Genomic DNA, 23,320 nt, shown 5'->3' on the forward strand with positions numbered 1-23,320 from the left:
TCCCCATGAAAAAAGGCCGCTGCATGCGGCCTTTTTTATCTTCAGCGGATCGAAAAAGAGAGCTGCTGGCGCGCCAGGATTCAGCATTTCAGACCATTAAGACCTTGAACCACTGATTTACTCAGCGCTAACAGCTATCTTTTTCGCAGCTCTCAGGGCGCTGCCGCAGGAATCGGCGGCACCGTCCACTGCACATCGCCGCATTGCGCGCGGTGGCGCAGCGCATGGTCCATGACCACCAGCGCCAGCAGCGCCTCGGCAATCGGTGCGGCGCGGATGCCCACGCAGGGGTCGTGCCGGCCCTTGGTGCTGACTTCCGTGCTGTGGCCATGCACGTCGATCGACTCGCGCGGCGACAGGATGGAGCTGGTCGGCTTGATGCCGATGCTCACCTCCAGGTCCTGGCCGGTGCTGATGCCGCCGACGATGCCGCCGGCGTGGTTGCTGCGAAAACCCTCGGGGCTGAGCGAATCACCGTGCGTGGTGCCGCGCTGGGCGACGCTGCCGAAGCCGGCACCGATCTCCACCGCCTTGACGGCATTCAGCCCCATCATGGCGTAGGCGATGTCGGCATCCAGCCGGTCGTACAGCGGCTGGCCCAGGCCCACGGGCATGCCCGTGGCCTGCACGCGGATGCGGGCGCCGCAGCTGTCGCCGGACTTGCGCAGCGCATCCATGTAGTCCTCGAACGCCTGCACATCGGCCACGGGCGCAAAGAAGGGGTTGTGCGGCACATGCTCCCAGCTTTCGAAGCCGATGGGCAGCTCCCCGATCTGGGTCATGCAGGCACGGAATTCGGTGCCGAACTTCTGCTTCAGCCATTTCTTGGCCACCGCGCCGGCCGCCACGGTGGGGGCCGTCAGGCGGGCCGACGAGCGTCCGCCTCCGCGCGGATCGCGCACGCCGTACTTGTACCAGTAGGCATAGTCCGCATGCCCGGGGCGAAAACTCTGCGCAATGTTGGCGTAGTCCTTGCTTCGCTGGTCGGTGTTGCGGATCAGCAAGCCAATCGGAGTGCCTGTCGTCACGCCCTCATAGACGCCCGAGAGGATTTCCACCTGGTCGGGTTCCTGGCGCTGCGTCACATGGCGGCTGGTGCCGGGACGGCGGCGGTCCAGGTCCGCCTGGATGTCCTGCGCGGTCAAGGGCAGCCCTGGGGGGCAGCCATCGATAACGCAGCCGATCGCTGGGCCATGCGACTCGCCAAAATTGGTGACGGTGAAAAGAGTTCCGAAGGTATTGCCGCTCATAGTGCGCTGAATTATGCATGCGCAACCCGTCACGCCTTGGCGTGGCTTCCACAGCTTGTTACTATTTGAGAAATTTTTCAAGGAAGCCGCTTGATGACCATCTTGACACCAGCCACCCCCACTGCGGACTGGTTACAAGCGCTACACAGCAGCAACAGTGCCTGGCTCGTCACCGACAAGCAGTTGCGCGTGGCCCATGTCAACGAAGGTTTTACGCGTTTGCTGGGTTACAGCCTGCAAGACATGCAAGATGCATGGCCGCTGGAAAAGCTGCTGGGACAGGACACGGAGCTGGCGCCCCACATCCGCGACGAGCTGGAGCAGCACGGCGCCTACACGGGCGAGCTGCTGCTGCGCTGCAAAGACGGCAGCCCCCTGTGGGTCGCGGCCACGGTCAACACCCTCAACCGCCAGCCCTTCCCCAAGGTCGGCACCACGGCCGAGGTCATCGTGCTGACCGACATCGGCTTCACCAAACGCTTCGAAGCTCTGCAGCGCCAGATGCTGGAAGACGTGGTCATGGAAAAGCCCCTGGCCAACCTGCTGCACGACATGTGCGGCACGCTGGAGCAGATGATTCCCCGGTTGAAGGTCTGCGTCATGGACGTGGACGCCAGCGGCCTGCTGAACCCGCTGGCTGCACCCAGCATCGCGCCCCAGGTGCTGGAGCTCATGAAGTGCGTGCGCTCCGGCCCCGACCACGGTGCCAGCGCCTCGGCCGCCTACCTCGGCCATGAAGTGATGACCCCCGACATTGCCGAGGATGCGCACTGGGGCGCCGTCGCCACCCTGTTCACCAGCGCAGGCCTGCAGGCCTGCTGGTCGAACCCAATCAAGAACCACGAAGGCCGGGTCGTCGGCACGCTGGACTTCTACTTCGACACCCCGCGCAGCCCGAACGAGCTGCACCGCCAGCTGGTGCTGGCCTGCCTGCACCTGTGCGCCGTTGCCATGGAGCGCGACGCCAGCAAGCACCGCATCCGGCAACTGGCATATTACGACACGCTCACGCGCCTGCCCAACCGCACCATGTTCAACGAGTGTGCGGAGCAGGCCCTGCACGCCATGCGTGGCCACCAGGGCCTGCTGTTCTTCCTGGACCTGGACCGCTTCAAGCTGTGGAACGACAGCCTGGGCCACGCCGCCGGCGATGCCTTGCTGCGCGAAATTGCCGACCGCCTGGGCGGTTGCACGCGCCCCGAAGACGTGGTCGGGCGCCTGTCCAGCGACGAATTCGCGGTCCTGATGCCGCACTGCGCCCCCGACCAAATGCGCTTTCTGGCGCAGCGCATGCTGGATGCGATTGCCGAGCCCTTCAGCATCAACGGCGTGATGACCACGCCCAACGCCTGCGTCGGCGTGTGTACCTACCCCGAGGACGGCACCGACATCGAAACCCTGCTGCGCCACGCCGATCAGGCCATGTATGCCGCCAAGGGCCAGGGCAGCCAGCGCTGGGAGCGCTACCGCCCCGAGATGGGCAAGATCAGCCAGGAGCGCGCCGACATGGAGCGCGAGCTGCGCACCACCCTGGCCGCCGGCGGCCTGCAGCTGCACTACCAGCCCCAGATCTGCAGCAGTGGGGCGCAACGGCTGTACGGCGTAGAAGCGCTGGCCCGCTGGCAGCACCCTGAATGGGGCTGGGTGCCGCCGCCGCGTTTCATCGCCGTGGCCGAGGATTCGGGCCTGATCCACACCCTGACCAGTTGGCTGATTGACGCGGCCTGCACCCAACTGGCCACCTGGCGCGCCCAGGGCGTGCCCATGCCGCACGTGTCGATCAACCTGTCCACCAACAACTTCCACCTGCCCGACTTCGCCATGCAAGTGCAGCAGACCCTGCTGCGCCATGGCCTGAACGGCCAGGACCTGATGCTGGAGATCACCGAAAGCGTGATGCTGGACAGCAGCCCCGCCACGCTCAACAACCTGCAGACGCTGCACGCCATGGGCATGCGCCTGTCCATGGACGACTTCGGCACAGGCTACTCGAGCCTGAGCTATCTGCACCGCCTGCCGATTTCCGAGCTCAAGCTCGACAAGAGCTTTGTGCAGGATGTGACCGTCAGCAGTGCCGCCAGCGCCCTGACACGCTCAGTGCTCAACATCGCCACCAGCCTGGGCATGACCGTGGTCGCCGAGGGCGTGGAAACGCAGGAGCAGGCCGACTGGCTGGCGCGCCACGGCTGCCCCGTGCTGCAGGGCTACCGCTTCGCCAAGCCGATGCCGGCCACCGACATCGGCCCCTGGGTGCAGCAGCATGCCGAGCGACACGCTGCTGCACCGCTGTCCCACCCCAACGACTGAGGCCTGCGGATCGTGCGGCGGGCATGAAAAAAGCTTCCCGTGGGGAAGCTTTTTTTTCGGGGATGCCGCACCGCGCCCAGCGCGGACACGCCAGGGCTCAGCGGCCCTGGTCCTGCGAATCGCTGGGCTCTTGCTGCGGCCAGTCGCGGATGTAGGCCTTGAGCAGCTTGTTCTCGAAGTTCTGGCTGTCCACCACGGCCTTGGCCACGTCGTACAGGCTGACCACGCCCATCAACATGCGCTTGTCCATCACCGGCATGTAGCGCGCGTGGCGGTCCAAGATCATGCGGCGCACTTCGTCCAATTCGGTCTCCATGGTGCAGGTCAGCGGGGCATCGTCCATGGCCGAACGCACGCGCGTCGTGCCCAGGCTGCCGCCGTTCTTGACCGTGGCCTGGATCACCTCGCGGAAGGTCAGCATGCCGACCACGTCGCCGTGCTCCATGACCACCAGCGAGCCAATGTCTTTTTCCGCCATCACCGCCACCGCATCGGCCAGGGCATCGTCGGCCTGTGCCACATACAGGGTGCTGCCTTTGAGGCGCAGGATGTCGCTCACTTTCATGTCTTGTCTCTCCAGGAATGGCTGCCGCAGCCTGCGGCGGCGCCTGTGGCGCAATATAGCCCACATCCAGGGCAGCGCGGGCCGGATCTGCCACACGGCGGACATCCACGCTACACAAAAAATAGCTACCCACGCTTACCCACGCTCTGGAATGACCCCCCAAGCACAGCAAACACCGCCAACTGGCGCGCCAGCAGCTATGGTTTTTCAACCACGCCGCGCCCCTGCGTGCGGGGTGGGGTCTCAGGGTTTTCCGCAGGTCGCCCGGTCGCCCAATTGGCTGCTCCGTGCGCGCATCTGTGCCAGCATGTTCGGCATTTTCCTGATTGATCTGGAGACGCTTCATGCCCGGTTACGCCGATCCCGGCTTCGACACCCTCAGCCTGCACGCGGGCGCCCAGCCCGACCCCGCCACCGGCGCGCGCGCCGTGCCCATCCATCTGACGACGTCCTTCGTCTTCGAATCCAGCGACCACGCGGCCAGCCTGTTCAACCTGGAACGCCCCGGCCATGTCTACAGCCGCATCTCCAACCCCACCAATGCGGTGCTGGAGCAGCGCGTCTCGGCGCTCGAAGGCGGTGTGGGCGCAATTGCCGTGGCCAGCGGCCAGGCGGCGCTGCACCTGTCGATCGCCACGCTGATGGGCGCGGGCAGCCACATCGTGGCCAGCACGGCGCTGTATGGCGGTTCGCAGAACCTGCTGCACTACACGCTGGCGCGCTTCGGTATCGAGACCACGTTTGTGAAGCCCGGTGACATCGACGGCTGGAAAGCCGCCGTGCGCCCCAACACCAAGCTGTTCTTCGGCGAAACCGTGGGCAACCCCGGCCTCGATGTGCTGGACATTCCCACCGTCAGCGCGATTGCCCACGAAGCCGGCGTGCCGCTGCTGGTCGACTCCACCCTGACCTCGCCCTGGCTGATCAAGCCCTTCGAGCATGGCGCGGACATCGTCTACCACTCGGCCACCAAGTTCCTGTCGGGCCACGGCACGGTGATCGGCGGCATCGTCGTTGACGGCGGCCGCTTTGACTGGGAAAAATCGGGGCGCTTCCCTGAGCTGACCCAGCCCTACGACGGCTTCCACAACATGGTGTTCAGCGAGGAAAGCACCGTCGGCGCCTTCCTGCTGCGCGCGCGCCGCGAAGGCCTGCGTGACTTCGGCGCCTGCATGAGTCCGCACAGCGCCTGGCTGATCCTGCAGGGCATCGAGACGCTGCCGCTGCGCATGGAAAAGCACATGAAGAACACCGAGAAGGTGGTGCAGTTCCTGGCCAGCCACCCGCTGGTCAGCCGCGTGGGTCACCCCATGCTGGAGAGCCACCCGTCCCACGCGCTGGCCCAGCAGCTGCTGCCACGCGGCGCGGGCTCGGTGTTTAGCTTTGACATTGCCGGCAACCGCAACCAGGGCAAGACGTTCATCGAAACGCTGAAGGTCTTCAGCCACCTGGCCAATGTGGGCGACTGCCGCTCGCTGGTGATCCACCCCGCCAGCACCACGCACTTCCGCATGAGCGACGAGGCACTGGCCCAGGCTGGCATTGGCCAGGGCACGATCCGCCTGTCGATCGGCCTGGAAGACGCCGACGACCTGATCGACGACCTCAAGCGCGCGCTGAAGGCCGCGGAGAAGGCGGCCTGATGGCGCTGCAGATCCGCGCGTTCGCGCCCGCCGATACCGAGGCCACGGTCCAGCTGTGGCAGGCCTGCGGCCTGACGCGGCCCTGGAACGATCCGTACCAGGACATCGACCGCAAGCTGCAGGTGCAACCCGAGATGTTCCTGGTGGGCACGGACGCGGACAGCGCGGTCATGGCCTCGATCATGATCGGCTACGAAGGGCACCGCGGCTGGATCAACTACCTGGCCGTGCACCCGTCGCTGCAGCGCCAGGGCCATGCGCGCCGCCTGGTGCAGCTGGCCGAGCAGATGCTGACCGCGCGCGGCTGCCCCAAGCTCAACCTGCAGGTGCGCGCCGGCAACGACGCCGTCCTCGCCTTCTACGCCAGCCTGGGCTATGTGCACGACCACAGCGTGTGCCTGGGCAAGCGGCTGATTGCCGACACCTGAGCCCCAAAATTCTCATAAAAACAGCCTCTGGCGCTTATCCACATTGCGGAGACAGCTATGTTTTTCACAGTCAACAACGCCCCCCTCTACGCCTACACCGGCGGCAAGGCCTTCGATGCCACCAAGCCCACGGCCATCCTGATCCACGGGGTGCTGTGCGACCACAGCGTCTGGGCGCTGCAAAGCCGCTACCTGGCCAACCACGGCTGGAACGTGCTGGCCCTCGACCTGCCCGGCCACTGCAGGAGCGGCGGCACGCCCCCGCTGTCGGTCGAAGCCGCCGCGGACAGCATCGCGCAGCTGATGGATGCCGCGGAGCTGCAGCACGCCGCCCTGGTCGGCCACAGCTGGGGCAGCCTGATCGCCATGGAAACCGCGGCGCGCCTGCAACAACGCATCAGCCACCTGGTGCTGGTGGGCACGGCCTTTCCGATGAAGGTCTCGCCCGCGCTGCTGGCGTCGGCCCTGAACACGCCCGAGCAGGCCATCCAGATGGTCAACACCTTCTCGCGCGCCACGCTGGCACCGCCGAATGGCGCGGGCAGTTGGGTGTTTGGCGCCGGCATGGCCCTGGGCCGCCGCGTGCTGGCCAGCAATGCCGACACCAACCTGCTGCATGCCGGCTTCACCGCCTGCGACAACTATGCCGGCGGCGAAGCGGCCATGGCGGCCATCACCTGCCCGGTGCTGTTCGTGCTGGGCAAACAGGACCAGATGACGCCGCCCAAGGCCGCCAAGGGTCTGATCCAGGCCGCCCAGGCGGCCGGCAAGGCGGTCACGGTGCAGATGATCCCGCACGGCCACAACCAGATGACGGAGTCACCGGACGCGACGCTGTTTGCGGTGCGCGATTTTCTGGCGTCCTGAATCTTCACGCCCTGGGCTGCGCGCCATGCCTTGCGGCCGGCCAGGCCGACCGGTGGCGCGGTCTGGGGTGGCCAAGTGCCTGATGGCGCCCCCGTGTGCCACGGGCAGGTCGGCGCTGGCAGGATCCGGTTGTTTGCGGTGCCGGCGTCCTGGGCGCCTGCCCAGGATCTCTGCGCCGCCGCGTTGCACAAACGCGGGAGGTGTTTGAAGCGCTGGCGCGCCGCGGGCACTGGTGCTATCCGCACAAGACCGCGTGCAGAACTTACCCGATGGCGCTCCCCCTTCGGGACAGTGGCTTGGCAGACACCCGGTCCGGGGCAGTGTGCGGCCTTGCTTTGCCGGCTGCGCGATTTCTCTGCCACGGCGTGAGGCGATCGTGGATACGCTCTTATGCTTGCGGCCATGCGCAATGCCTTTCTGCCCTCTGGCCAGCTGGCCGCGGCCTGCGCCGCCTGGGCCCAGATTCCACCCACTGCAACCCCGCCTCGGCGCCCTCTGAATCTGGCCGACACAAAAGCCGGCTGGACACAGGCTTTGTCGGCCCTCACGCGCTTTGCCGGCAGTGCGGGTTACCAGACACCGCAGGCCTTTGCAGCCCAGGCCGCACTGGAAAATTATGGGCAGTGGCAGCAGGCCGGCAAGCAGGCGCACGGGCTGCTGGTCCACGGCATCGATCTGGGCCTGAGCGGCGATGTGCTGCGCCCGGTCTATCAGGAGATCGTCGTCCTGTGGCGCGATGCGGCCGGCGTGGCCGAGCATGCCCGCACCAGCCTGCGGCAGGCCACCGGCCAGGACCATGGCGTGGCCGCGCCCATCAGCAGCCGCAGCGCCGACTACCCCATCGGCGTGCCCCTGCTGTCGCTGGCCACGCTGCTCGACGCGCAGGAAGCAGTGCCCGCCCTCGTGGAGCAGGTGCTGGCTTCCGATACCGACCAGCTGCTCGACTACCTGAGCGCCGGAGCCCTGGAGCTAGAGGAGGTCAGCGAAACCCTGTACCACCCGCGCCCCTATGGCGCGCTGCGGCCGTTTTTTGAGCAGGTGACCGAAGCCCTGCCCGAGCCGCTGCTGCCCTATCTGCACACCCAGTACCTAGAGTTCTTCCAGCGCTCGCCCCAGCAGCCGCAACAAGGGCGCCCGTGGCTGGGCACGGGCCACTGGGCGCTGGAGGTCGCAGCCCTGGCCGTGCTCTACGGCTGGGAGGACCGCGCCCTGCGCGCCAGCCCCCACTACCCGGCCGATCTGGTCGACTACGCGCGCGGGCGCCTGGATCAGGCGCAGTCAGGCGATTCTTGACAGAAAACCGGCGATGCGATTGCTGATGCGATCGGGCAACTCGCGGTGCGGCACATGGCCACCGCCGGCGATGATTTCCATTTCGCCAGGGCCTTGTGTCCAGGCACAGAGGTTCTCGGGATGCACCAGGGAGCCGAATTCATCGCACTCGCCATGGATCGCCAGCACCGGGCAGCGCACCTGCTGGCAGGCCGTGTCCAGGCGGTAGTCGGCGAAGGCCGCGCTCAGCCAGGTCTCCACCCAGGCCGCCAGCACCCAGGCGGCCTTGTCCCCGTGGTGGCGCGCCAGGCGCTCCAGCTGGCCGGGCTGGGCAAAGTGGTCGCGGGCGGCACGGATGCCCGCCAGGGTCCGGTCCTCGACAAAGCTTTGCGCCGATTCGGTGATCAAGGCCCGGCACTGCGCGGCATACGCCGCCGCCACCTGCACGGCCATGCCACCGCCCACGCTGTGGCCCAGGATGACGAAGTCGTCCAGCCCCAGCGCCTGGTGCACCGGCGTGAAACTGGCGGCCACCTCGGCTTGCACAAAACCGGGGGCCAGCCGCCCCGGGTGCGCATCGGACTGGCCAAAGCCCAGCCGGTCATAGGCGATCACGGCGCGCCCGATGGCGGCCGCCAACTGCGCTGGGAACGCGCGCCACAGGGCGACGCAACCCAGCGAGTCATGCAACAGCACGACCGGGGCCTTGCCCGCCATCACGGGGGGTTGCCAGCGCTGGACATGCAGCTGGCCCTCGGGCGTCGGCACACGGAAGATCTGGGGCGTGATCACGGCAGACAGCATGGTGGAGCGGAATACAGTCAGGAAGGTGCCACCGGCCCTGCACCGGTGGCCCGGTGGATGCTAGGCCATCCCCCCGCCCCCGGGCTGTCCGGCCAGTGACGCCGGCCGCCCTGCGCCTACAGGCCGCAGCCTGCGTGTGAAATCGGCCTCAAGTTGCCGCGCCGCCGGCCGAAAACACAGGCAGACGGCTTCGCACCAAGTCTAGGTGGTCGCCGACAGCCCCGGTTGCGCATGCACCGGGGCTTCGTTTTGTCTGCGGGCGGGCGGTGAAAAAACTCCTGAAAACGCAGCAATCAGCGTATACCCCATCTGCGCTGCACCCCGATTTCATCACTATTCAGTGCACCGCGGCAGGGCTGGTGGCGCCAGCCTGGGCCACGGGGTCCTTCCAGGGGACGTGGCTGCTGGGCAGCGCATCGCGCAGCAGGCGGTGCTCCCAGCCGGCGGAGCGCCACAGCGCATCCGTGCCCTCGGTGTGGCGGATCAGCATGTGCTGCAGCAAGGGGGCCAGCAAGGTCTGGTCGGGGTCGGCCAGCAGCACGTAGCGCGGCTCGCCCTCTTCCAGGTAGGCGGTGCCGGATTCCGGCATGGCCCCCACCCAGCGGATGCTGGTCAGGGCGGACAGCGCCGGCTCCAGCTGCAGGCGGTCGACCCGCAGCCGCTTGGCCAGGGCCATGGCGGGCAGACCGCGCTGGTCCTGGCTGCGCAGCGGCTCCAGCACGGCGATGGCCTCCAGCGCCAGCTCCAGCTCCCAGCCGGGCTCGTGCAGGCTGCGGCTGCTGCCAGCCAACAGGCTGGGCAGGTAGGCGGCCACCACCGCCCCCAGCAGAAAGATCACCCAGCAGGTGTAGATCCAGATCAGCAGGATGGGCAGGGTGGCGAAGGTGCCGTAGATCACCGAGTAGGTGGGCACGGTCGACAGGTACAGGCCCAGGACTTTCTTGGCCAGGGCCATGCCCGCGGCCACGAACAGCCCGCCGGCCCAGGCGTGGCGCCACTGCACCGGCGTATTCGGCACAAAGTGGTAGAGCGCCGCCATGGCGGCCGACAGCAGCATGAACTCCAGCGAATTGAAGCCCAGTTGCACGCTTTCCGGCAGCACCGCCACCAGCCCGCGCGAGGCCGACAGCACGTACGAGGTGGTGGCAATGCTCAGGCCCATCAGCAGCGGGCCGAAGGTGATCACGCCCCAGTAGATCAGCAGGCGCTGGCCCAGCGGCCGCATGCGCTGCACGCGCCAGATGTGGTTCAGCGTCTTGTCCATGGTCAGGATCAGGCTGACCACCGTGAGCAGCAAGAAGGCCAGGCCCACAACGCCCAGTTGGCTGGCCTTGCTGGAGAACTGCACCAGGTAGTTCATCACCTGGACGGCGATCTCGCCGGGAATCAGGCTGTCCACCAGCCAGCGCTGCAAGGTCTCCTGCAGGCGCCCGAAGCTGGGAAAGGCCGTGAACACCGACAGCAGCACCGTGAAGAAGGGCACCAGGGCCAGCAAGGTGGTGAAGGTGAGGCTGCTGGCCGTCAGACCCAGCTGGTCCTGGCTGAAGCGCGTTTGGAGGGTGCGCAGGGTGTTGCGCCACGGGAAAGACTGCAGGGTTTTGAACAATTGGCGCGTGCGCTGACGTGCTCGGTGTAAGGTGGTGACCATGCCCCGTATGATGCCACCCCGATGAATTCCGCAACCAACCCCCTTCCCGGCAGCGATGTGGCTGCCACCCGCTGGCTGGCCGTGGGCAGCCTGCTGGGCCTGATCGTGTTGAATGTGGCCTGGGAGCTGTGGCTGGCGCCGCTGCGCCCCGGCGGCTCGTGGCTGGTGCTCAAGGCCCTGCCGCTGTGCATCCCGCTGGCGGGCCTGCTCAAGCGCCGCATGTACACCTACCGCTGGGTCAGCCTGGTGGTGTGGCTGTATTTCACCGAGGGCGTGGTGCGCGCCTGGAGCGACACGGCACCCGGCCGCTGGCTGGCTCTGGTGGAAATCGCCCTGTGCCTGCTGCTGTTCGTGGCCTGCGCCCTGCACGTGCGCCTGCGCCAGAAAGCCGCCAAGACGGCCCTGGCCTAATCCGGCAGCATCCCGGCCTGGTGCGACAGGGTGTGCACCTGCGCCACCAAGGCCTCGCACAGCAATTGCGCCGCCGGAGACAGTGCCCGGCGCGGGCGCTGGATCAGCAAGGTGCGGCGCACCACCTGCGGCGTGTCCAGCACGCGAAAGCCCAGGGCCCCGCGCGCCGGGTGCTGCGCCGTCAGGGCCGGAATCAGGCTGACGCCCAGCCCCTGGCGCACGGCGTCGAACAGCAAGGCCGGGTTGGACACGCGCAGCGGCGTGTGCAGCACATTCGCCGGCATGCCCGGGGCCGTGGCCAGCAACTGGCTGATAGCGGTGTCCGTGGTCAAACCCACGAACGGCAGCTGCGACAGGTCGGCCGCGTGCAATTGCGCGGCCTGCAACAAGGGCTCATCGGCCTGCGCCACCAACCCCATCTGGTCGCTGACCAGCGGCTGCGTCAGCAGCTCGCCCCCGGCCGGGTGGGCCGCACCCACGCCAAAGTCGACCTGCCCGCTGTGCACGCGCAGCGCAATGCCTTCCGCGCTGTCCTCGATCAGATCGACCTCGATGCCCGGGTGCTCGGCCCGCAGGCGGGGCAATGCCGGCATCAGCAGCACCGCCAGCACCGAGGGCGCGGCCGCAATCCGCACCTTGCCCCGGCGCAGGGCCGCCAGATCGCTGAGGTGCTGCACGCCCTGCTCCAGCGTGTCAAAGGCATGGCGCACATCCTGCAGGAAGGCCTGGCCCGCGCTGGTCAGGCCCACGGTGCGCGTCGTGCGGTCAAACAGGCGCATGCCCAGCGCCTCTTCGAGCTGGCGGATCGACTCGGACAACGCCGACTGGGTGATGCACAGCGCGCGCGCCGCCGGGGCAAACGCGCCCTGGCGCGCCACTTCGTCAAAGGCGCGCAGCTGGCGCAGGCTGAGATTATTCGGGAAAACTGGCATAAACCTGAAATTTATTCCAATTGTTCCGCAGTCGGCAATCCCCTAGGCTTATGCTTTTGGTGCGCCCCTGCCGGCACCCGCCTGGCGGGCTTAGGATGGGGCCTGTTTCCTTTGTGACTTCTTTCGTGCGCCCTGTGCGGGCCACCTGCTTGCCATGACTTCCACTGCTTTGCTCGATACCCTGCGCCACACCGTGGGGGCCGCCCATGTGCTGACCGAGGGGGACCTCAGCGCCTATGAACAAGACTGGCGCAAGCGCGTGCATGGCAAGTCCCTGGCCGTGGTGCGCCCGGGCACCACCCAGGAGGTGGCCGCCGTGGTCAAGGCCTGTGCGGCTGCCGGGGTCAGCATCGTGCCCCAGGGCGGCAACACCGGCCTGTCCGTGGGTTCCACCCCCGACCACTCGGGCCAGCAGGTGGTGCTGAGCCTGCAGCGCATGCAGGCCGTGCGCCAGCTGGATGCCGACAACCTGACCGTGACCGTCGAGGCGGGCGTGATCCTGCAGACCCTGCAGGAAACGGCAGACAAGGCGGGCTTTCTGTTCCCCCTGTCGCTGGCGGCCGAGGGCAGCTGCACCATCGGTGGCAACCTGGGCACGAACGCCGGCGGCACCCAGGTGCTGCGCTACGGCAATGCGCGCGAGCTGTGCCTGGGCCTGGAGGTCGTCACCCCCCAGGGCGAGATCTGGGATGGCCTGACCGGCCTGCGCAAGGACAACACCGGCTACGACCTGCGCGACCTGTTCATCGGCAGCGAAGGCACCCTGGGCATCATCACTGCGGCTACCATGAAGCTGTTCCCCCAGCCCGCCGCGCAGCTCACGGCCTTTGCCGCCGTGCCCAGCATGGAAGCCGCCGTGCGCCTGCTGGGCCTGGCGCACCAGCACCTGGCCGCCGGGCTGACCGGTTTCGAGGTCATGGGCCGCTTCGCGCTGTCCCTGGTGGTCAAGCACATGCCGCAACTGCGCGTGCCATTTGCCGACATGGCCGAGGCGCCCTACTGCGTGCTGCTGGAAAACTCGGACAGCGAATCCGAAGCCCACGCCCGCGCCCGCTTCGAGCACCTGCTGGAGCTGGCCTTCGAAGAAGGCTGCGTGCTGGACGCCGTGGTGGCCGAGAGCATGGCCCAGGCCCACGACCTGTGGCACATCCGTGAAAGCATTCCGCTGGCCCAGGCCGAGGAAGGCCTGAACATCAAGCACGACATCTCCATCCAGGCGTCGCGCATCCCGGCCTTTGTGGAGCATGCCGATGCCGTGCTGCAGCGCGAGATTCCCGGTGTGCGCCTGGTCAACTTCGGCCACCTGGGCGACGGCAACCTGCACTACAACGTGCAGGTGCCCGAGGGCGAGGACGGCAAGACCTTCCTGCGCGACAAGGAGGACCTGGTCAACACCCTGGTCTACGACGCCGTGGCGCAGTTCGGCGGCTCGTTCTCGGCCGAGCACGGCGTGGGCGCGCTCAAAGCCGACAAGCTGGCGCACTACAAATCGCCCGTGGCGCTGGGCATGATGCGGGCCATCAAGCAGGCCCTGGATCCGCAAGGCCTGATGAACCCCGGCTGCGTGCTGCAGGTGCTGGACCGCGCCTAAACGGCCGGATTGCCTGCGGCAACCTGCGGGGCACCCGGCAGTGCAGATGGCTCAAGGGTGACCGCACACACGCCCCCCACCCGGGGTGGCCTTGCAGACGCTGCAAAGCCTAGCCCCTGCGGGCCCGGTTTTGCCGATCTGCGAGGCCGGCGGCCCTGTCCAACACAGGCCGCGCCACCGCGGCGCACCCTCCTCAAACCCACGCCACGCTCACCGTGGCGTGGTTGCATGGGCGGCACACCCGCACCGCGCCGGGTTCAGCCCTTGGGGGCCGCGGCGTGGTTGCCCATCAAGGTCTGCACATCCTGCGGCCAGGGCACGTTGACGCCCGGGGGGTCGAGGAACTCGCGGGTGGCACTTTCGTGCAGGATCCACACGCGCACAGCGTTCTGGGCCGCATCGACGACGATGGCGGCCGCCTCAGCCCCACCCTCGTGCGGGCGGTTGCCGGTGATGAACCAGCGGCCCCGGTCTTCGGTCAGCGGGCCCACGGTGCGCATGTTGGCCAGCAGCGTGGGGTAGTCCTTGCCCAGCAGTTGCTTGAGGCGTTCGGCCAGCACACCCTGCTCCAGAAAACTCACATTGCTGTCGCTGGGGTAGGTGCCCACGTAGCTGCGCAGCTCCGCCAGCGGCGATGCGGCGGCCTGCGGGGCACCGTCGCCATGGGGGGCGTCGGCCTTGGCCACGCTGGCGGCCACCGTGGCGGCATCGGCCCCCAGGCCATGCACCGCCTCTGTCCCGGGGCCCGCCGCAGGTGCGGGGGCTGGCGCCGGCCCGTCCAGCTTGGGCGAGGGGGCGGAAGGTTCACAGGCGGCCAGGGTGGTGGCCATGGCCAGCACCGCCAGGGTGTGCCACGGATTGAACATGCGCTTCATCAGTGTCCTCCAGGTCTGTGCGCCGAACAGCCCTCAAAAAAGAGAGCAGCCTGCGCTAGATAGATATTGGCTCACGGTCTTTTTAACCGATGCTTGTGACGATTGTCCCTGCACACTGGTGGAACGTCTGTCCGTCAAGACCGCATTTGCCCTGATGGCTGCAGCCACCCAGGCAGCGATGGCACAATGGCCTGTTGGCCGCCCGGTGCTGGTGCAAGCAAGCTTGTTGCGCACAGGGCGGTTTTGTTTTTGATTTGCAGATGCAGCCCATGACCACCACCACAGACCGCCCTGTCCGTTCGCAGTACGAAGACTTCATGCGCCATGTGTATGAACATGGCGTCAGCAAGGGGGACCGCACCGGCACGGGCACGCGCAGCGTGTTCGGCCACCAGATGCGCTTTGACCTGAGCGAAGGCTTCCCCCTGGTCACAACCAAGAAGGTGCACCTCAAGTCCATCATCCTGGAGCTGCTGTGGTTCCTGCGCGGCGACAGCAATGTGCAGTGGCTGCAGGAGCGTGGCTGCACCATCTGGGACGAATGGGCGCGTGCAGACGGCTCCTTGGGCCCGGTCTACGGCGTGCAGTGGCGCAGCTGGCCCAAGGCCGACGGCAGCCACATCGACCAGATCGCCGAAGTGGTCAAGCAGCTCACCACCGACCCCGACAGCCGCCGCATCATCGTCAGCGCCTGGAACGTGGCCGAGCTGGACCAGATGGCCCTGATGCCCTGCCACGCCTTCTTCCAGTTCTACGTGGCCGAAGGCAAGCTCAGCTGCCAGCTCTACCAGCGCAGCGCCGACATCTTCCTGGGCGTGCCCTTCAACATCGCCAGCTATGCGCTGCTGACCCACATGCTGGCCCAGCAGTGCGGCCTGGAGGTGGGCGACTTCATCTGGACCGGTGGCGACTGCCACATCTACAACAACCACTTCGAGCAGGTTGAGACCCAGCTGGCGCGCCAACCCCACACCTACCCCACGCTCAAAATCCTGCGCAAGCCCGATTCCATCTTCGACTACCAGTACGAGGACTTCGTGGTCGAAGGCTACGAGCACCACCCCGCCATCAAGGCACCCGTGGCGGTGTGACGCCCCTGTATTAAAACCAGAGCAGTCAGCGCGCGCATTTCAAGCACTTGCGATGCCAAAGCATCCAAAGTCTATGAATAACGCGCGCAGACAGCTCACTTTTTTGCACAGCTCTCTGGAAGACCCCCGTCCATGGCCATCCACCTGATCTATGCCCGCGCCGCCAACGGCGTGATCGGCCTGAACAACCGCATGCCCTGGCACCTGCCCGAGGACCTGGCCCACTTCAAGCAGCTGACCAGCGGCCACCCCGTGGTCATGGGCCGCAAGACCTGGGATTCGCTGCCCGAGCGCTTTCGCCCCCTGCCCGGGCGCACCAACATCGTCGTCACCCGCAACAGCGACTGGCAGGCCGCGGGCGTTTTGCGCGCAAGCAGCCTGGAAGAAGCCCTGCACGCCGGCGCGCATCATGGCGACACCGTCTGGGTCATGGGGGGCGCACAAATCTACGCCCAAGCCCTACCCCTGGCCGATGTGGTCGAGGTCACCATCATTCACCAGGACTTCGACGGCGATGCCCATGCCCCCGTGCTGGGTGCCGAGTGGCAGGAAGCCACGCGCGAAGACCATGTCAGCGCCCAGGGCCTGCCCTTCAGTTTTGTGCGCTACACCCGCCAGCGTTGACAGCGAGTGCAGCCCACGCGACAAAGATGAACCGACTCAGGGTGAAGACGGGTTGACGATTTTGCTGCATTGCAACAATATGGAACGCCCGTTCAATTGCCAACGGGCGTTTTTTCGTTGAAAGCCTTGCCGCCATGAGCCTGATCCAGCCCCTGCCCCCCGGCCCGCTCGACATCGTGGGAGACATCCACGGTGAGCTGTCTGCGTTGCAGGACCTGTTGCACCACCTGGGCTACGACGACAGCGGCCGCCACCCCCAGGCCCGCACCCTGGTGTTTGTCGGCGACTTCGTGGACCGCGGGCCGGACAGCCCGGGCGTGGTCGACCTGGTGCAGCGCCTGGTCGAAAGCGGCAACGCCTGCGCCATCGCCGGCAACCACGAGATCAACCTGCTGCGCCACGACCCCAAGGACGGCGCCGGCTGGTACTTCGAGGAACGCCTGGCCAGCGACACCACCAAATACAGCCAGTTCGCGCGCGCCACCAACACCTTGCAGCGCGCCCGCATCGAGACCTTTCTCAACAGCTTGCCCCTGGCGCTGGAGCGCGCCGACCTGCGCGTCATCCACGCCGCCTGGCATGGCCCCGATGTGGACAAGGCCCGCGCCATGCCCCTGGGCACGGCCCGCGCCGAGTACGACCACTGGGAAGCCCAGGCTGCCGCCGTGGCCCAGCAGCGCAGCATTGCCGAGCGCATGGCCGCGGAGAAAAGCATCTGGCCCTACAGCCTGGAAGACGGCGAACACTGCCCGCCCTTCCTGCAGGCCCACTGCGACAACGAACTCAACAAGGCCTTGTTCAACCCGCTCAAGGTGCTGACCTGCGGGCTGGAGCGCCAGACGCCCGAACCGTTTTTCGCTGGCAACAAATGGCGCTTTGTGGAGCGCATGGCCTGGTGGAACAGCTATGCCGAAGACACGCCCGTCGTCGTCGGCCATTACTGGCGCTCCACCCTGCCGGCCCAGACCACGCACGAGGGGCTGTTCCGCGGCGCGGCGCCGTTTGCATGGCTGGGCCGACGCGGCAACGTGTTCTGCGTGGACTACTCCGTCGGTGCCCGGGCCCAGGCCCGCACCTTTGGCCGTCCGCACGCCCACATGAAGCTGGCCGCCTTGTGCTGGCCCGAGCGCAGCCTGGTGTTCGACGACGGCAGCACCCACGCCACCACCGGCTTCATGCGCCCGGCCCTGGCCGTGGCCGCCTGACGGCCGGCTGGCCCTGGCCGGCCGCTTCCCAAGCGACTACCGCACCACCAGCGCCTCGGCGCAAGCACACTGTCATCAGTGCAAGGCCAGGGCATCACCAATGCCGCCAGTTGGCTGCAGTGGCGGGATACGGCAGATGCGCAAGCTGTCCTGCAAGGTGCACAACATCTGCCGACAGACACGATCAATGCTTTGCTGCAGCACTTGAACAGCGGGCAGTGCGATGTGCCATGGGTGCTGACGTTTGCAAGACGGGTGCTTGGCCAGGCCCCTGCACATGGGCACATCATGCTGGCGGTTCAGAAAATGGCCGATGCCATGAACTTAAGCGCCAAGGTTTTAGCCAGGCGCATCGCGTGGCGTGAGCGGCTGCATCAAGCATTGGAAGATGTGCCAGAGCTCCGGCTGGCGTGGTGGCAATGCGTAAAGCGCACCTTGCAGGCTCAACTGACGCATCCACGTCGGTCATAGTGCAGGCTCAAGGTGTGACGGAGCCTTTACCGCTGTCATTGGCCATACACCTACGGCAAGGACAACCCATGCTGACGACTCAGCTGCCTCGTGCGTTTGGGGCTGCACCCGCATAGCCGAATTTGACCACTATTCAACTGCGTCAAGAAGGCTGGGGATCAGGGCTGGAGCTGCGTTTGCTGTTGCGAGGTGAAGGCGTGTTGCCCACTCAACTGCAGCCGGGCATCGCCAAGCGCTGGAAAGTAGCGCAACTGCAGCAGCCCGTGTTTGCGCGCATAAGCGCCACCCAATGGGAAATCAGTTGCTGTTGGTGTGACGGGTTGTGGAAGCCTTCCGGCCTGAGCCTGGTCGACGTGACCGACTGGGCGGCTGACACTGCGCTGCCAGCGATGGAATATGTGCAACGACTCAAATCCATACTGAACGCTCATACGCCAGGTGCAACGACACGTGGCCACCCTATTCTTAAATCGCCCTCGCGCAGCGGGAACCATGTGGCTGATACGATAGAAGAAGCTAAAAGAACGACCATTTTTTGAACACTTTTTGGGGTAGCTAGCTGGGTAGCTAGAGCTAGAAACCTAAAAACAAAATACGCAACCCATTGAAATTAAATGGGTTTACATAACAATGAAACTTGCCACCTGGAACATCAACTCCCTGAACGTGCGTCTGCCCCAGTTGCTCGACTGGCTGCAGACCAACCCCGTGGATGCGATCGGTCTGCAGGAGCTCAAGCTCACGGACGACAAGTTCCCCTTCATGGAACTGGAGGCTGCCGGCTACCAGGCCGTCTGCCACGGCCAGAAGACCTACAACGGCGTCGCCATCCTGAGTCGCCACCCCATGCAGGATGTGGTGCGCAACATCCCCGGCCTGGACGATGAACAGGCCCGCGTGATCGCCGCCACGCTGCAGACCCCTCAAGGTCCTGTGCGCCTGATCAACTGCTACTTCGTCAACGGACAGGCGCCGGATTCCGACAAGTTCGCCTACAAGCTGCGCTGGCTGGCCGCACTGGAAGCCTTTGTGCAGGCCGAGATGGCGCAGCACCCGCAACTGGCGCTGGTGGGCGACTTCAACGTCGCGCCCGAAGACCGGGACTCCTACGACCCCGAAGGCCTGCGCGGCACCATCCACCACACGGCCGAGGAACGCGCACATTTCCAACGCCTGCTGGACCTGGGCCTGACCGATGCCTTCCGCATGTTCGAGCAACCTGAAAAGAGCTTTTCATGGTGGGACTACCGCATGCTGGGCTTCCAGAAGAACCGGGGCCTGCGCATTGACCACATCCTGGTCAGTCCGGCCCTCAAGGCCCTCACCACCGCCTGCGTGGTGGACCGCACCCCCCGCAAGAACAAGCAACCCAGCGACCACGCCCCCGTGGTCGTCACCCTGGGCTAGCCCCTCCCCCAAGCCGCTGACCACCAGCGGCTTTTTTGCGCGGCGATGGCGCCGCACTGTGCCCACTCCCTGCCCCTGCTCCACCGTGTCCCGTCCTCTTCCGCTCCACAACGCTGCCCTGCAGCAGCCCGGCTTCCTGCCCTTTCTGACCGCCCGCATGCTGGGGGTGTTTGCCCAGCAGATGCAGGCCGTCGTCGTGGCCTGGCAGGTATATGACATCACACGCGAGCCCATCTCCCTGGCCTACGTCGGGCTGGCCCAGTTCCTGCCCATGCTGCTGCTGCTGATCCCGGCCGGCGATCTGGCCGACCGCATCAGCCGCAAGCACATGCTGGGCGCCAGCTGGGCTGTGGCAAGCGTCTGCGCCATGCTGCTGTTGTGGCTAAGCACCCTGGGTGCGCACGGGGTGGGCGGCATCTACGCCGTACTGGTACTGTTTGGCTGCAGCCGCGCTTTCACCGGCCCCGCCATGCAAAGCCTGCTGCCGCAGATCGTGCCGCGCGAGCACCTGGCCCAGGCCCTGGCCACCAACAGCATGCTGATGCGCACCGCCGCCATTGCCGCCCCCGTGCTGGGCGGCGTGCTGTACGGCCTGGGCGGTGGCGTGCTGACCTATGCCGTCTGCGCTCTGGCCCTGGCCACCGGGGTGCTGCTGCTGTGGCGGGTGCCTGTGCGCTACGCCGCGCCGCGCCAGGCGCTGGAGGGCTCGATGTGGCAACGCGCCACGGATGGTTTCCACTTCATCCGCAGCCGCCCCATCGTGCTGGGCACCATCTCGCTGGACCTGTTCGCCGTGCTGCTGGGTGGGGTGATCGCCCTGCTGCCCGTCTACGCCAAGGAGGTGCTGCACACCGGCCCCGAAGGCCTGGGCCTGCTGCGCTCGTCCATGGCCGGCGGCGAGATCCTGATGGGTCTGTGGCTCAGCAACCGCCCCATCCAGCGCCATGTGGGCAAGGTGATGTTTGCCGCCGTGGCCGTGTTCGGGCTGGCAAACCTGGCGTTTGCGCTGTCGCACTGGTTTTGGCTGTCCATGGCCATGCTGGCCGTGGCCGGGGCGGCCGACATGGTCAGCGTCTACATCCGCTCGGCCCTGGTGCAGTTCTCGACGCCGGACACCATGCGCGGGCGTGTGAACGCGGTCAACATGCTGTTCATCAGCTCCAGCAACGAGCTGGGGGAATTCCGCGCCGGCTCCATGGCGGCCGCGCTGGGCGCCGTACCGGCGGCGATTGTGGGCAGCCTGTGCACCCTGGGCGTGGTGGCGGCGTGGATGCAGCGCTTCCCCAGCCTGCGCCAGGTGGACCGACTGGAAGATGCCGCCCCGCCGCCCAGCCCGCCCGCCGCCGTGACCACCACCCCAACTGCCCAGCCCTGACCATGTCCCCTGTCTACCGCTGGCTGGCCTGGAGCGCCTGCAGCCTAGGCCTGCTGGCCTGCAGTGATTTCCAGGAACGCCTGGGCGGCTACCCCACCACCAACACGGTGCTACACCTGGACAGCGCCAGCTCCAACCAGATCGCCGATGCCCTGAACCAGCTGTCGCGCATTGCCGTGCTCGGCGACGACTGGGAGTTTCTGGACCCGCAGGACCCCTGCACCATGCAGGTCATCGACCAGCGCGCCAGCCACAACCTGGTGCTCAACCTGCGCGGCGCGCGCTTTGCCCTGCACCGCGATGCGGGCAGCGGCGACTACTACGCCACGCTGCAGCACGGCGACACCCTGGTGCGCGGGCCAGACCAGCAGCCGCTGCGCCTGTTCGAGACCAGCAGCTACCAGCACGTGTTCTTTGCCGAAGGCTATCTGCAGGCGCTGGCGCAGAAATGCGCGCTCAGCCTGGCGGCCGCGGCTCCAGCCGATCCGGCACAAAAACCATAGCTGTCAGCGCAATCCAGAAGCGCGCTACAGCGGTTTTTGAGACCATTCAACCCGCAGTGGCAGCCACGCCTTGCGGGCGGCGCACCTGCAGCCCGCCCTCCAGCGCCAGCAGCAGCACGCCGGCACCGATCAGGGCGTACATCGACTCCTGCCCGGGCTGGATGCGCTCGCCCATCAGCAGGGCGGCCACCACCAGCAGCAGCGGCTCCACATACGACAGCAGGCCGAACAGGCCCAGCGGCAGCAGGCGACTGGCCGCCATGTACAAGGCCAGCGCCACGGCGCTGAGCACGCCCAGCAACGGCACCAGCAGGTGCAGCGCCGGCTCGCCCTGGATGGCACTCCAGCCGCTAATACCCTGCGGCAGCACGCGCAGCGCCAGCCACAGGCACACGGGGGTCAGCAGCAGCACGTCCAGCCAGTGCCCGGCCAGGGTGTTGGTGTGCAGCTTGCGGCGCAGCACGAAATAGCCCGGATACCCCAGCACCACCACCCAGGTCGGCCAGGCCAGGCCACCAACGCGCAGCAGCTCCCAGGCCATGCCGCAGGCGGCCAGCACCGTGGCAGCCAGTTGCAGGCGGCTCAGCCGCTCGCCAAACACCAGGCGCCCGGCCAGCACCATGGCCAGCGGCAGCAGGAAGTAGCCCAGCGACACCGACAGCGCATGGCCGTGCAGCGGGGCCCACATGAACAGCCACAGCTGCACCCCCGCCAGTGCCGACGACAGCAGCAGCAACAGGCCCAGTGTCCACTGCGCGCGCACGCGCCGCGCAATCGCCAGCACCCCGCCCAGCTGGCCGCTGTACAGCAGCCACGCGGTGGTGAACGGCAGGGCCATCAGCATGCGCCAGCCAAAGATCTGCTCGCCATCCAGCGGCTGCAGCGCAGGCACCAGGTAGTAAATTCCGCCAAAAATGCACGAGGCCACGATCGAAGCCAACACACCCTGCACCATCTGCGCCCCTGCCCTTGTTCTGAAAATGTTCCGGCGCCCGGCCCCTGTGGCATGCACCAAACTGGTGATTCTCGGCCAAATCACCGCGCCCCGCCCTCGTATTCGCCCAAACCCGCACACGCCAGGCACGCCGCCACTACACTGGCCCGCTTTGCGCTTTCGACCGCCCCGCATGACCGAACCGACCCTGCCCCGCCCCTGCTACACCCACCCGCTGGAGACCCTCTGGCAGGACGAGGACATGGTCGTGGTCTACAAGCCCGCCGGCTGGCTGGTGCACCGCACGGCGCTGGCGCGCCATGAAACGCGCTTTGTGCTGCAAAGCCTGCGCGACCAGATCGGCCAGCATGTCTGGCCCGTGCACCGCCTGGACCAGGGCACCTGCGGCGTGCTGGTGTTTGCGCTGAAACAGGAAGCCTGCCGCCGGCTGGCCGCCGCCTTCATGGACCACACGGCGCGCAAGCACTACCTGGCGCTGGCGCGCGGCTGGTGCCCCGAGCTGGTCGAGGTGGACTACGCCCTCAAGCCCGACGATGCCCCAGAAGACGCCCCTGCGCAGGCCGCACAGACCACCTTGCGCGGCCTGGCCACGCTGGACTGGCCCGAGGCCTACGACCCGCGCCACCCCAGCACGCGCATCTCCCTGGTCGAAGCCCTGCCCAAGACGGGCCGGCGCCACCAGATCCGCCGCCACCTGAAGCACGAATCCCACCCCATCATCGGCGACGCCACGCACGGCAAGGGCGCGCTGAACCGCTGGTGGGCCGCCCGCATCGGCCTGCAGCGCCTGTGGCTGCACGCGCACGCGCTGGAGCTGCCCCACCCGCGCACCGGTGCCCCCCTGCGCTTTTGTGCCGACTGGCGCCAGCTGGGCCATCTGCCCGAAGTGCAGCAATGGCAACAGCTGCTGGCCCAGCCCGGCTGGCAGGCCACGGCCAACGGCCTGCCGGACAGCTGTGGCCTGGTGCTGCCCCTGCGCACTGATTAAACAAGAGCAGTCTGCGCACAAAAACAAAGGACTTCAGATGGATAACCATCTGAAGTCCTTGTTTGGCGTGCGCCAGCAGCTCCTATTTTAGCCAAGCCGCAGCGCTAC

24 protein-coding genes are annotated in these 23,320 nt (G+C 66.8%); 17 read left to right on the forward strand and 7 right to left on the reverse strand.

Annotated elements, in window-relative coordinates; all coding sequences use genetic code 11:
• Positions 1 to 152: 152 nt before the first annotated feature.
• The gene (aroC, locus tag CA2_RS02450) at positions 153 to 1,250 is read right to left on the reverse strand and encodes a chorismate synthase (RefSeq protein WP_042412249.1); all 1,098 of its coding nucleotides are present in this window, start codon (positions 1,248 to 1,250) and stop codon (positions 153 to 155) included.
• Between the two features lie 93 nt (positions 1,251 to 1,343).
• Between aroC and CA2_RS02455 the strand changes: the two genes are divergently transcribed.
• Positions 1,344 to 3,557 (forward strand): sensor domain-containing protein, encoded by a 2,214-nt coding sequence (locus CA2_RS02455; protein ID WP_042412251.1) that lies wholly within the window; start codon positions 1,344 to 1,346, stop codon positions 3,555 to 3,557.
• 97 nt (positions 3,558 to 3,654) lie between these two features.
• Here CA2_RS02455 and CA2_RS02460 read toward each other — a convergent pair whose 3' ends face one another.
• Positions 3,655 to 4,122, reverse strand: a complete 468-nt coding sequence (locus CA2_RS02460; protein ID WP_042412253.1) for a CBS domain-containing protein — start codon at positions 4,120 to 4,122, stop codon at positions 3,655 to 3,657.
• A 344-nt stretch (positions 4,123 to 4,466) separates the two neighbouring features.
• Between CA2_RS02460 and CA2_RS02465 the strand changes: the two genes are divergently transcribed.
• The 4 genes from CA2_RS02465 to CA2_RS02480 all read left to right on the forward strand — a co-directional run bounded on the left by CA2_RS02465 (position 4,467) and on the right by CA2_RS02480 (position 8,353).
• Positions 4,467 to 5,765 (forward strand): O-acetylhomoserine aminocarboxypropyltransferase, encoded by a 1,299-nt coding sequence (locus tag CA2_RS02465; protein ID WP_042412256.1) that lies wholly within the window; start codon positions 4,467 to 4,469, stop codon positions 5,763 to 5,765.
• Between the two features lie 5 nt (positions 5,766 to 5,770).
• Positions 5,771 to 6,193 (forward strand): GNAT family acetyltransferase, encoded by a 423-nt coding sequence (locus CA2_RS02470; protein ID WP_081888839.1) that lies wholly within the window; start codon positions 5,771 to 5,773, stop codon positions 6,191 to 6,193.
• A 57-nt stretch (positions 6,194 to 6,250) separates the two neighbouring features.
• A complete protein-coding gene (locus tag CA2_RS02475; protein WP_042412260.1) occupies positions 6,251 to 7,060 on the forward strand; it encodes an alpha/beta fold hydrolase in 810 nt (269 codons plus the stop codon).
• Positions 7,061 to 7,462: 402 nt separating this feature from the next.
• A complete protein-coding gene (locus CA2_RS02480; protein ID WP_042412262.1) occupies positions 7,463 to 8,353 on the forward strand; it encodes a PoNe immunity protein domain-containing protein in 891 nt (296 codons plus the stop codon).
• On the opposite strand, the gene CA2_RS02485 is transcribed toward CA2_RS02480, so the two are convergent.
• Positions 8,339 to 9,136 (reverse strand): alpha/beta fold hydrolase, encoded by a 798-nt coding sequence (locus CA2_RS02485; RefSeq protein WP_042412265.1) that lies wholly within the window; start codon positions 9,134 to 9,136, stop codon positions 8,339 to 8,341. The genes CA2_RS02480 and CA2_RS02485 overlap by 15 nt on opposite strands.
• A 337-nt stretch (positions 9,137 to 9,473) precedes the next feature.
• On the reverse strand, positions 9,474 to 10,784 hold the full coding sequence (locus CA2_RS02490; RefSeq protein WP_081888834.1) for a YihY family inner membrane protein: 1,311 nt from the start codon (positions 10,782 to 10,784) through the stop codon (positions 9,474 to 9,476).
• Between the two features lie 21 nt (positions 10,785 to 10,805).
• Here CA2_RS02490 and CA2_RS02495 point away from each other — a divergent pair, with 21 nt between their 5' ends.
• Positions 10,806 to 11,195 (forward strand): DUF2069 domain-containing protein, encoded by a 390-nt coding sequence (locus tag CA2_RS02495; protein ID WP_042412267.1) that lies wholly within the window; start codon positions 10,806 to 10,808, stop codon positions 11,193 to 11,195.
• On the opposite strand, the gene CA2_RS02500 is transcribed toward CA2_RS02495, so the two are convergent.
• On the reverse strand, positions 11,192 to 12,127 hold the full coding sequence (locus tag CA2_RS02500; RefSeq protein WP_042412271.1) for a LysR family transcriptional regulator: 936 nt from the start codon (positions 12,125 to 12,127) through the stop codon (positions 11,192 to 11,194). The genes CA2_RS02495 and CA2_RS02500 overlap by 4 nt on opposite strands.
• Before the next feature lie 154 nt (positions 12,128 to 12,281).
• On the opposite strand from CA2_RS02500, the gene CA2_RS02505 reads away from it, so the two are divergent.
• Positions 12,282 to 13,718: an FAD-binding oxidoreductase gene (locus CA2_RS02505; RefSeq protein ID WP_042412274.1), complete on the forward strand. Its 1,437-nt coding sequence runs from the start codon at positions 12,282 to 12,284 to the stop codon at positions 13,716 to 13,718.
• 257 nt (positions 13,719 to 13,975) lie between these two features.
• On the opposite strand, the gene CA2_RS02510 is transcribed toward CA2_RS02505, so the two are convergent.
• Positions 13,976 to 14,593, reverse strand: a complete 618-nt coding sequence (locus tag CA2_RS02510; RefSeq protein WP_042412277.1) for an Ivy family c-type lysozyme inhibitor — start codon at positions 14,591 to 14,593, stop codon at positions 13,976 to 13,978.
• On the opposite strand from CA2_RS02510, the gene CA2_RS17895 reads away from it, so the two are divergent.
• The 9 genes from CA2_RS17895 to CA2_RS02540 all read left to right on the forward strand — a co-directional run bounded on the left by CA2_RS17895 (position 14,583) and on the right by CA2_RS02540 (position 21,269).
• Positions 14,583 to 14,846, forward strand: coding sequence for a hypothetical protein (locus CA2_RS17895; protein WP_154163689.1), 264 nt, complete (start codon positions 14,583 to 14,585; stop codon positions 14,844 to 14,846). The genes CA2_RS02510 and CA2_RS17895 overlap by 11 nt on opposite strands.
• 16 nt (positions 14,847 to 14,862) lie before the next feature.
• Positions 14,863 to 15,684 (forward strand): thymidylate synthase, encoded by an 822-nt coding sequence (locus CA2_RS02515; protein WP_081888840.1) that lies wholly within the window; start codon positions 14,863 to 14,865, stop codon positions 15,682 to 15,684.
• Positions 15,685 to 15,816: 132 nt separating this feature from the next.
• The gene (locus CA2_RS02520) at positions 15,817 to 16,308 is read left to right on the forward strand and encodes a dihydrofolate reductase (protein ID WP_042412279.1); all 492 of its coding nucleotides are present in this window, start codon (positions 15,817 to 15,819) and stop codon (positions 16,306 to 16,308) included.
• A 134-nt stretch (positions 16,309 to 16,442) separates the two neighbouring features.
• A complete protein-coding gene (locus CA2_RS02525) occupies positions 16,443 to 17,513 on the forward strand; it encodes a metallophosphoesterase (RefSeq protein WP_042412282.1) in 1,071 nt (356 codons plus the stop codon).
• Positions 17,514 to 17,591: 78 nt separating this feature from the next.
• Positions 17,592 to 17,984 (forward strand): hypothetical protein, encoded by a 393-nt coding sequence (locus tag CA2_RS18465; protein WP_245620861.1) that lies wholly within the window; start codon positions 17,592 to 17,594, stop codon positions 17,982 to 17,984.
• Positions 17,985 to 18,106: 122 nt separating this feature from the next.
• Positions 18,107 to 18,523, forward strand: a complete 417-nt coding sequence (locus CA2_RS18470; protein ID WP_245620862.1) for a hypothetical protein — start codon at positions 18,107 to 18,109, stop codon at positions 18,521 to 18,523.
• A 91-nt stretch (positions 18,524 to 18,614) separates the two neighbouring features.
• Positions 18,615 to 19,391, forward strand: a complete 777-nt coding sequence (xth, locus tag CA2_RS02530) for an exodeoxyribonuclease III (RefSeq protein ID WP_042412286.1) — start codon at positions 18,615 to 18,617, stop codon at positions 19,389 to 19,391.
• 58 nt (positions 19,392 to 19,449) lie between these two features.
• Entirely contained in the window at positions 19,450 to 20,766 is a 1,317-nt protein-coding gene (locus tag CA2_RS02535; protein ID WP_439708925.1) for an MFS transporter, read from the forward strand.
• A 2-nt stretch (positions 20,767 to 20,768) separates the two neighbouring features.
• Positions 20,769 to 21,269: a hypothetical protein gene (locus tag CA2_RS02540; RefSeq protein ID WP_042412292.1), complete on the forward strand. Its 501-nt coding sequence runs from the start codon at positions 20,769 to 20,771 to the stop codon at positions 21,267 to 21,269.
• Positions 21,270 to 21,315: 46 nt separating this feature from the next.
• Here CA2_RS02540 and rarD read toward each other — a convergent pair whose 3' ends face one another.
• Positions 21,316 to 22,224: an EamA family transporter RarD gene (rarD, locus tag CA2_RS02545; RefSeq protein WP_042412294.1), complete on the reverse strand. Its 909-nt coding sequence runs from the start codon at positions 22,222 to 22,224 to the stop codon at positions 21,316 to 21,318.
• A gap of 172 nt (positions 22,225 to 22,396) precedes the next feature.
• On the opposite strand from rarD, the gene CA2_RS02550 reads away from it, so the two are divergent.
• Complete coding sequence (locus tag CA2_RS02550) at positions 22,397 to 23,212, forward strand: pseudouridine synthase (protein ID WP_042412298.1); 816 nt, start codon at positions 22,397 to 22,399, stop codon at positions 23,210 to 23,212.
• The last annotated feature ends 108 nt before the right edge of the window (positions 23,213 to 23,320 follow it).

Source organism: Comamonas aquatica NBRC 14918 (assembly GCF_000739875.1).
Lineage (GTDB): Bacteria > Pseudomonadota > Gammaproteobacteria > Burkholderiales > Burkholderiaceae_C > Comamonas > Comamonas aquatica.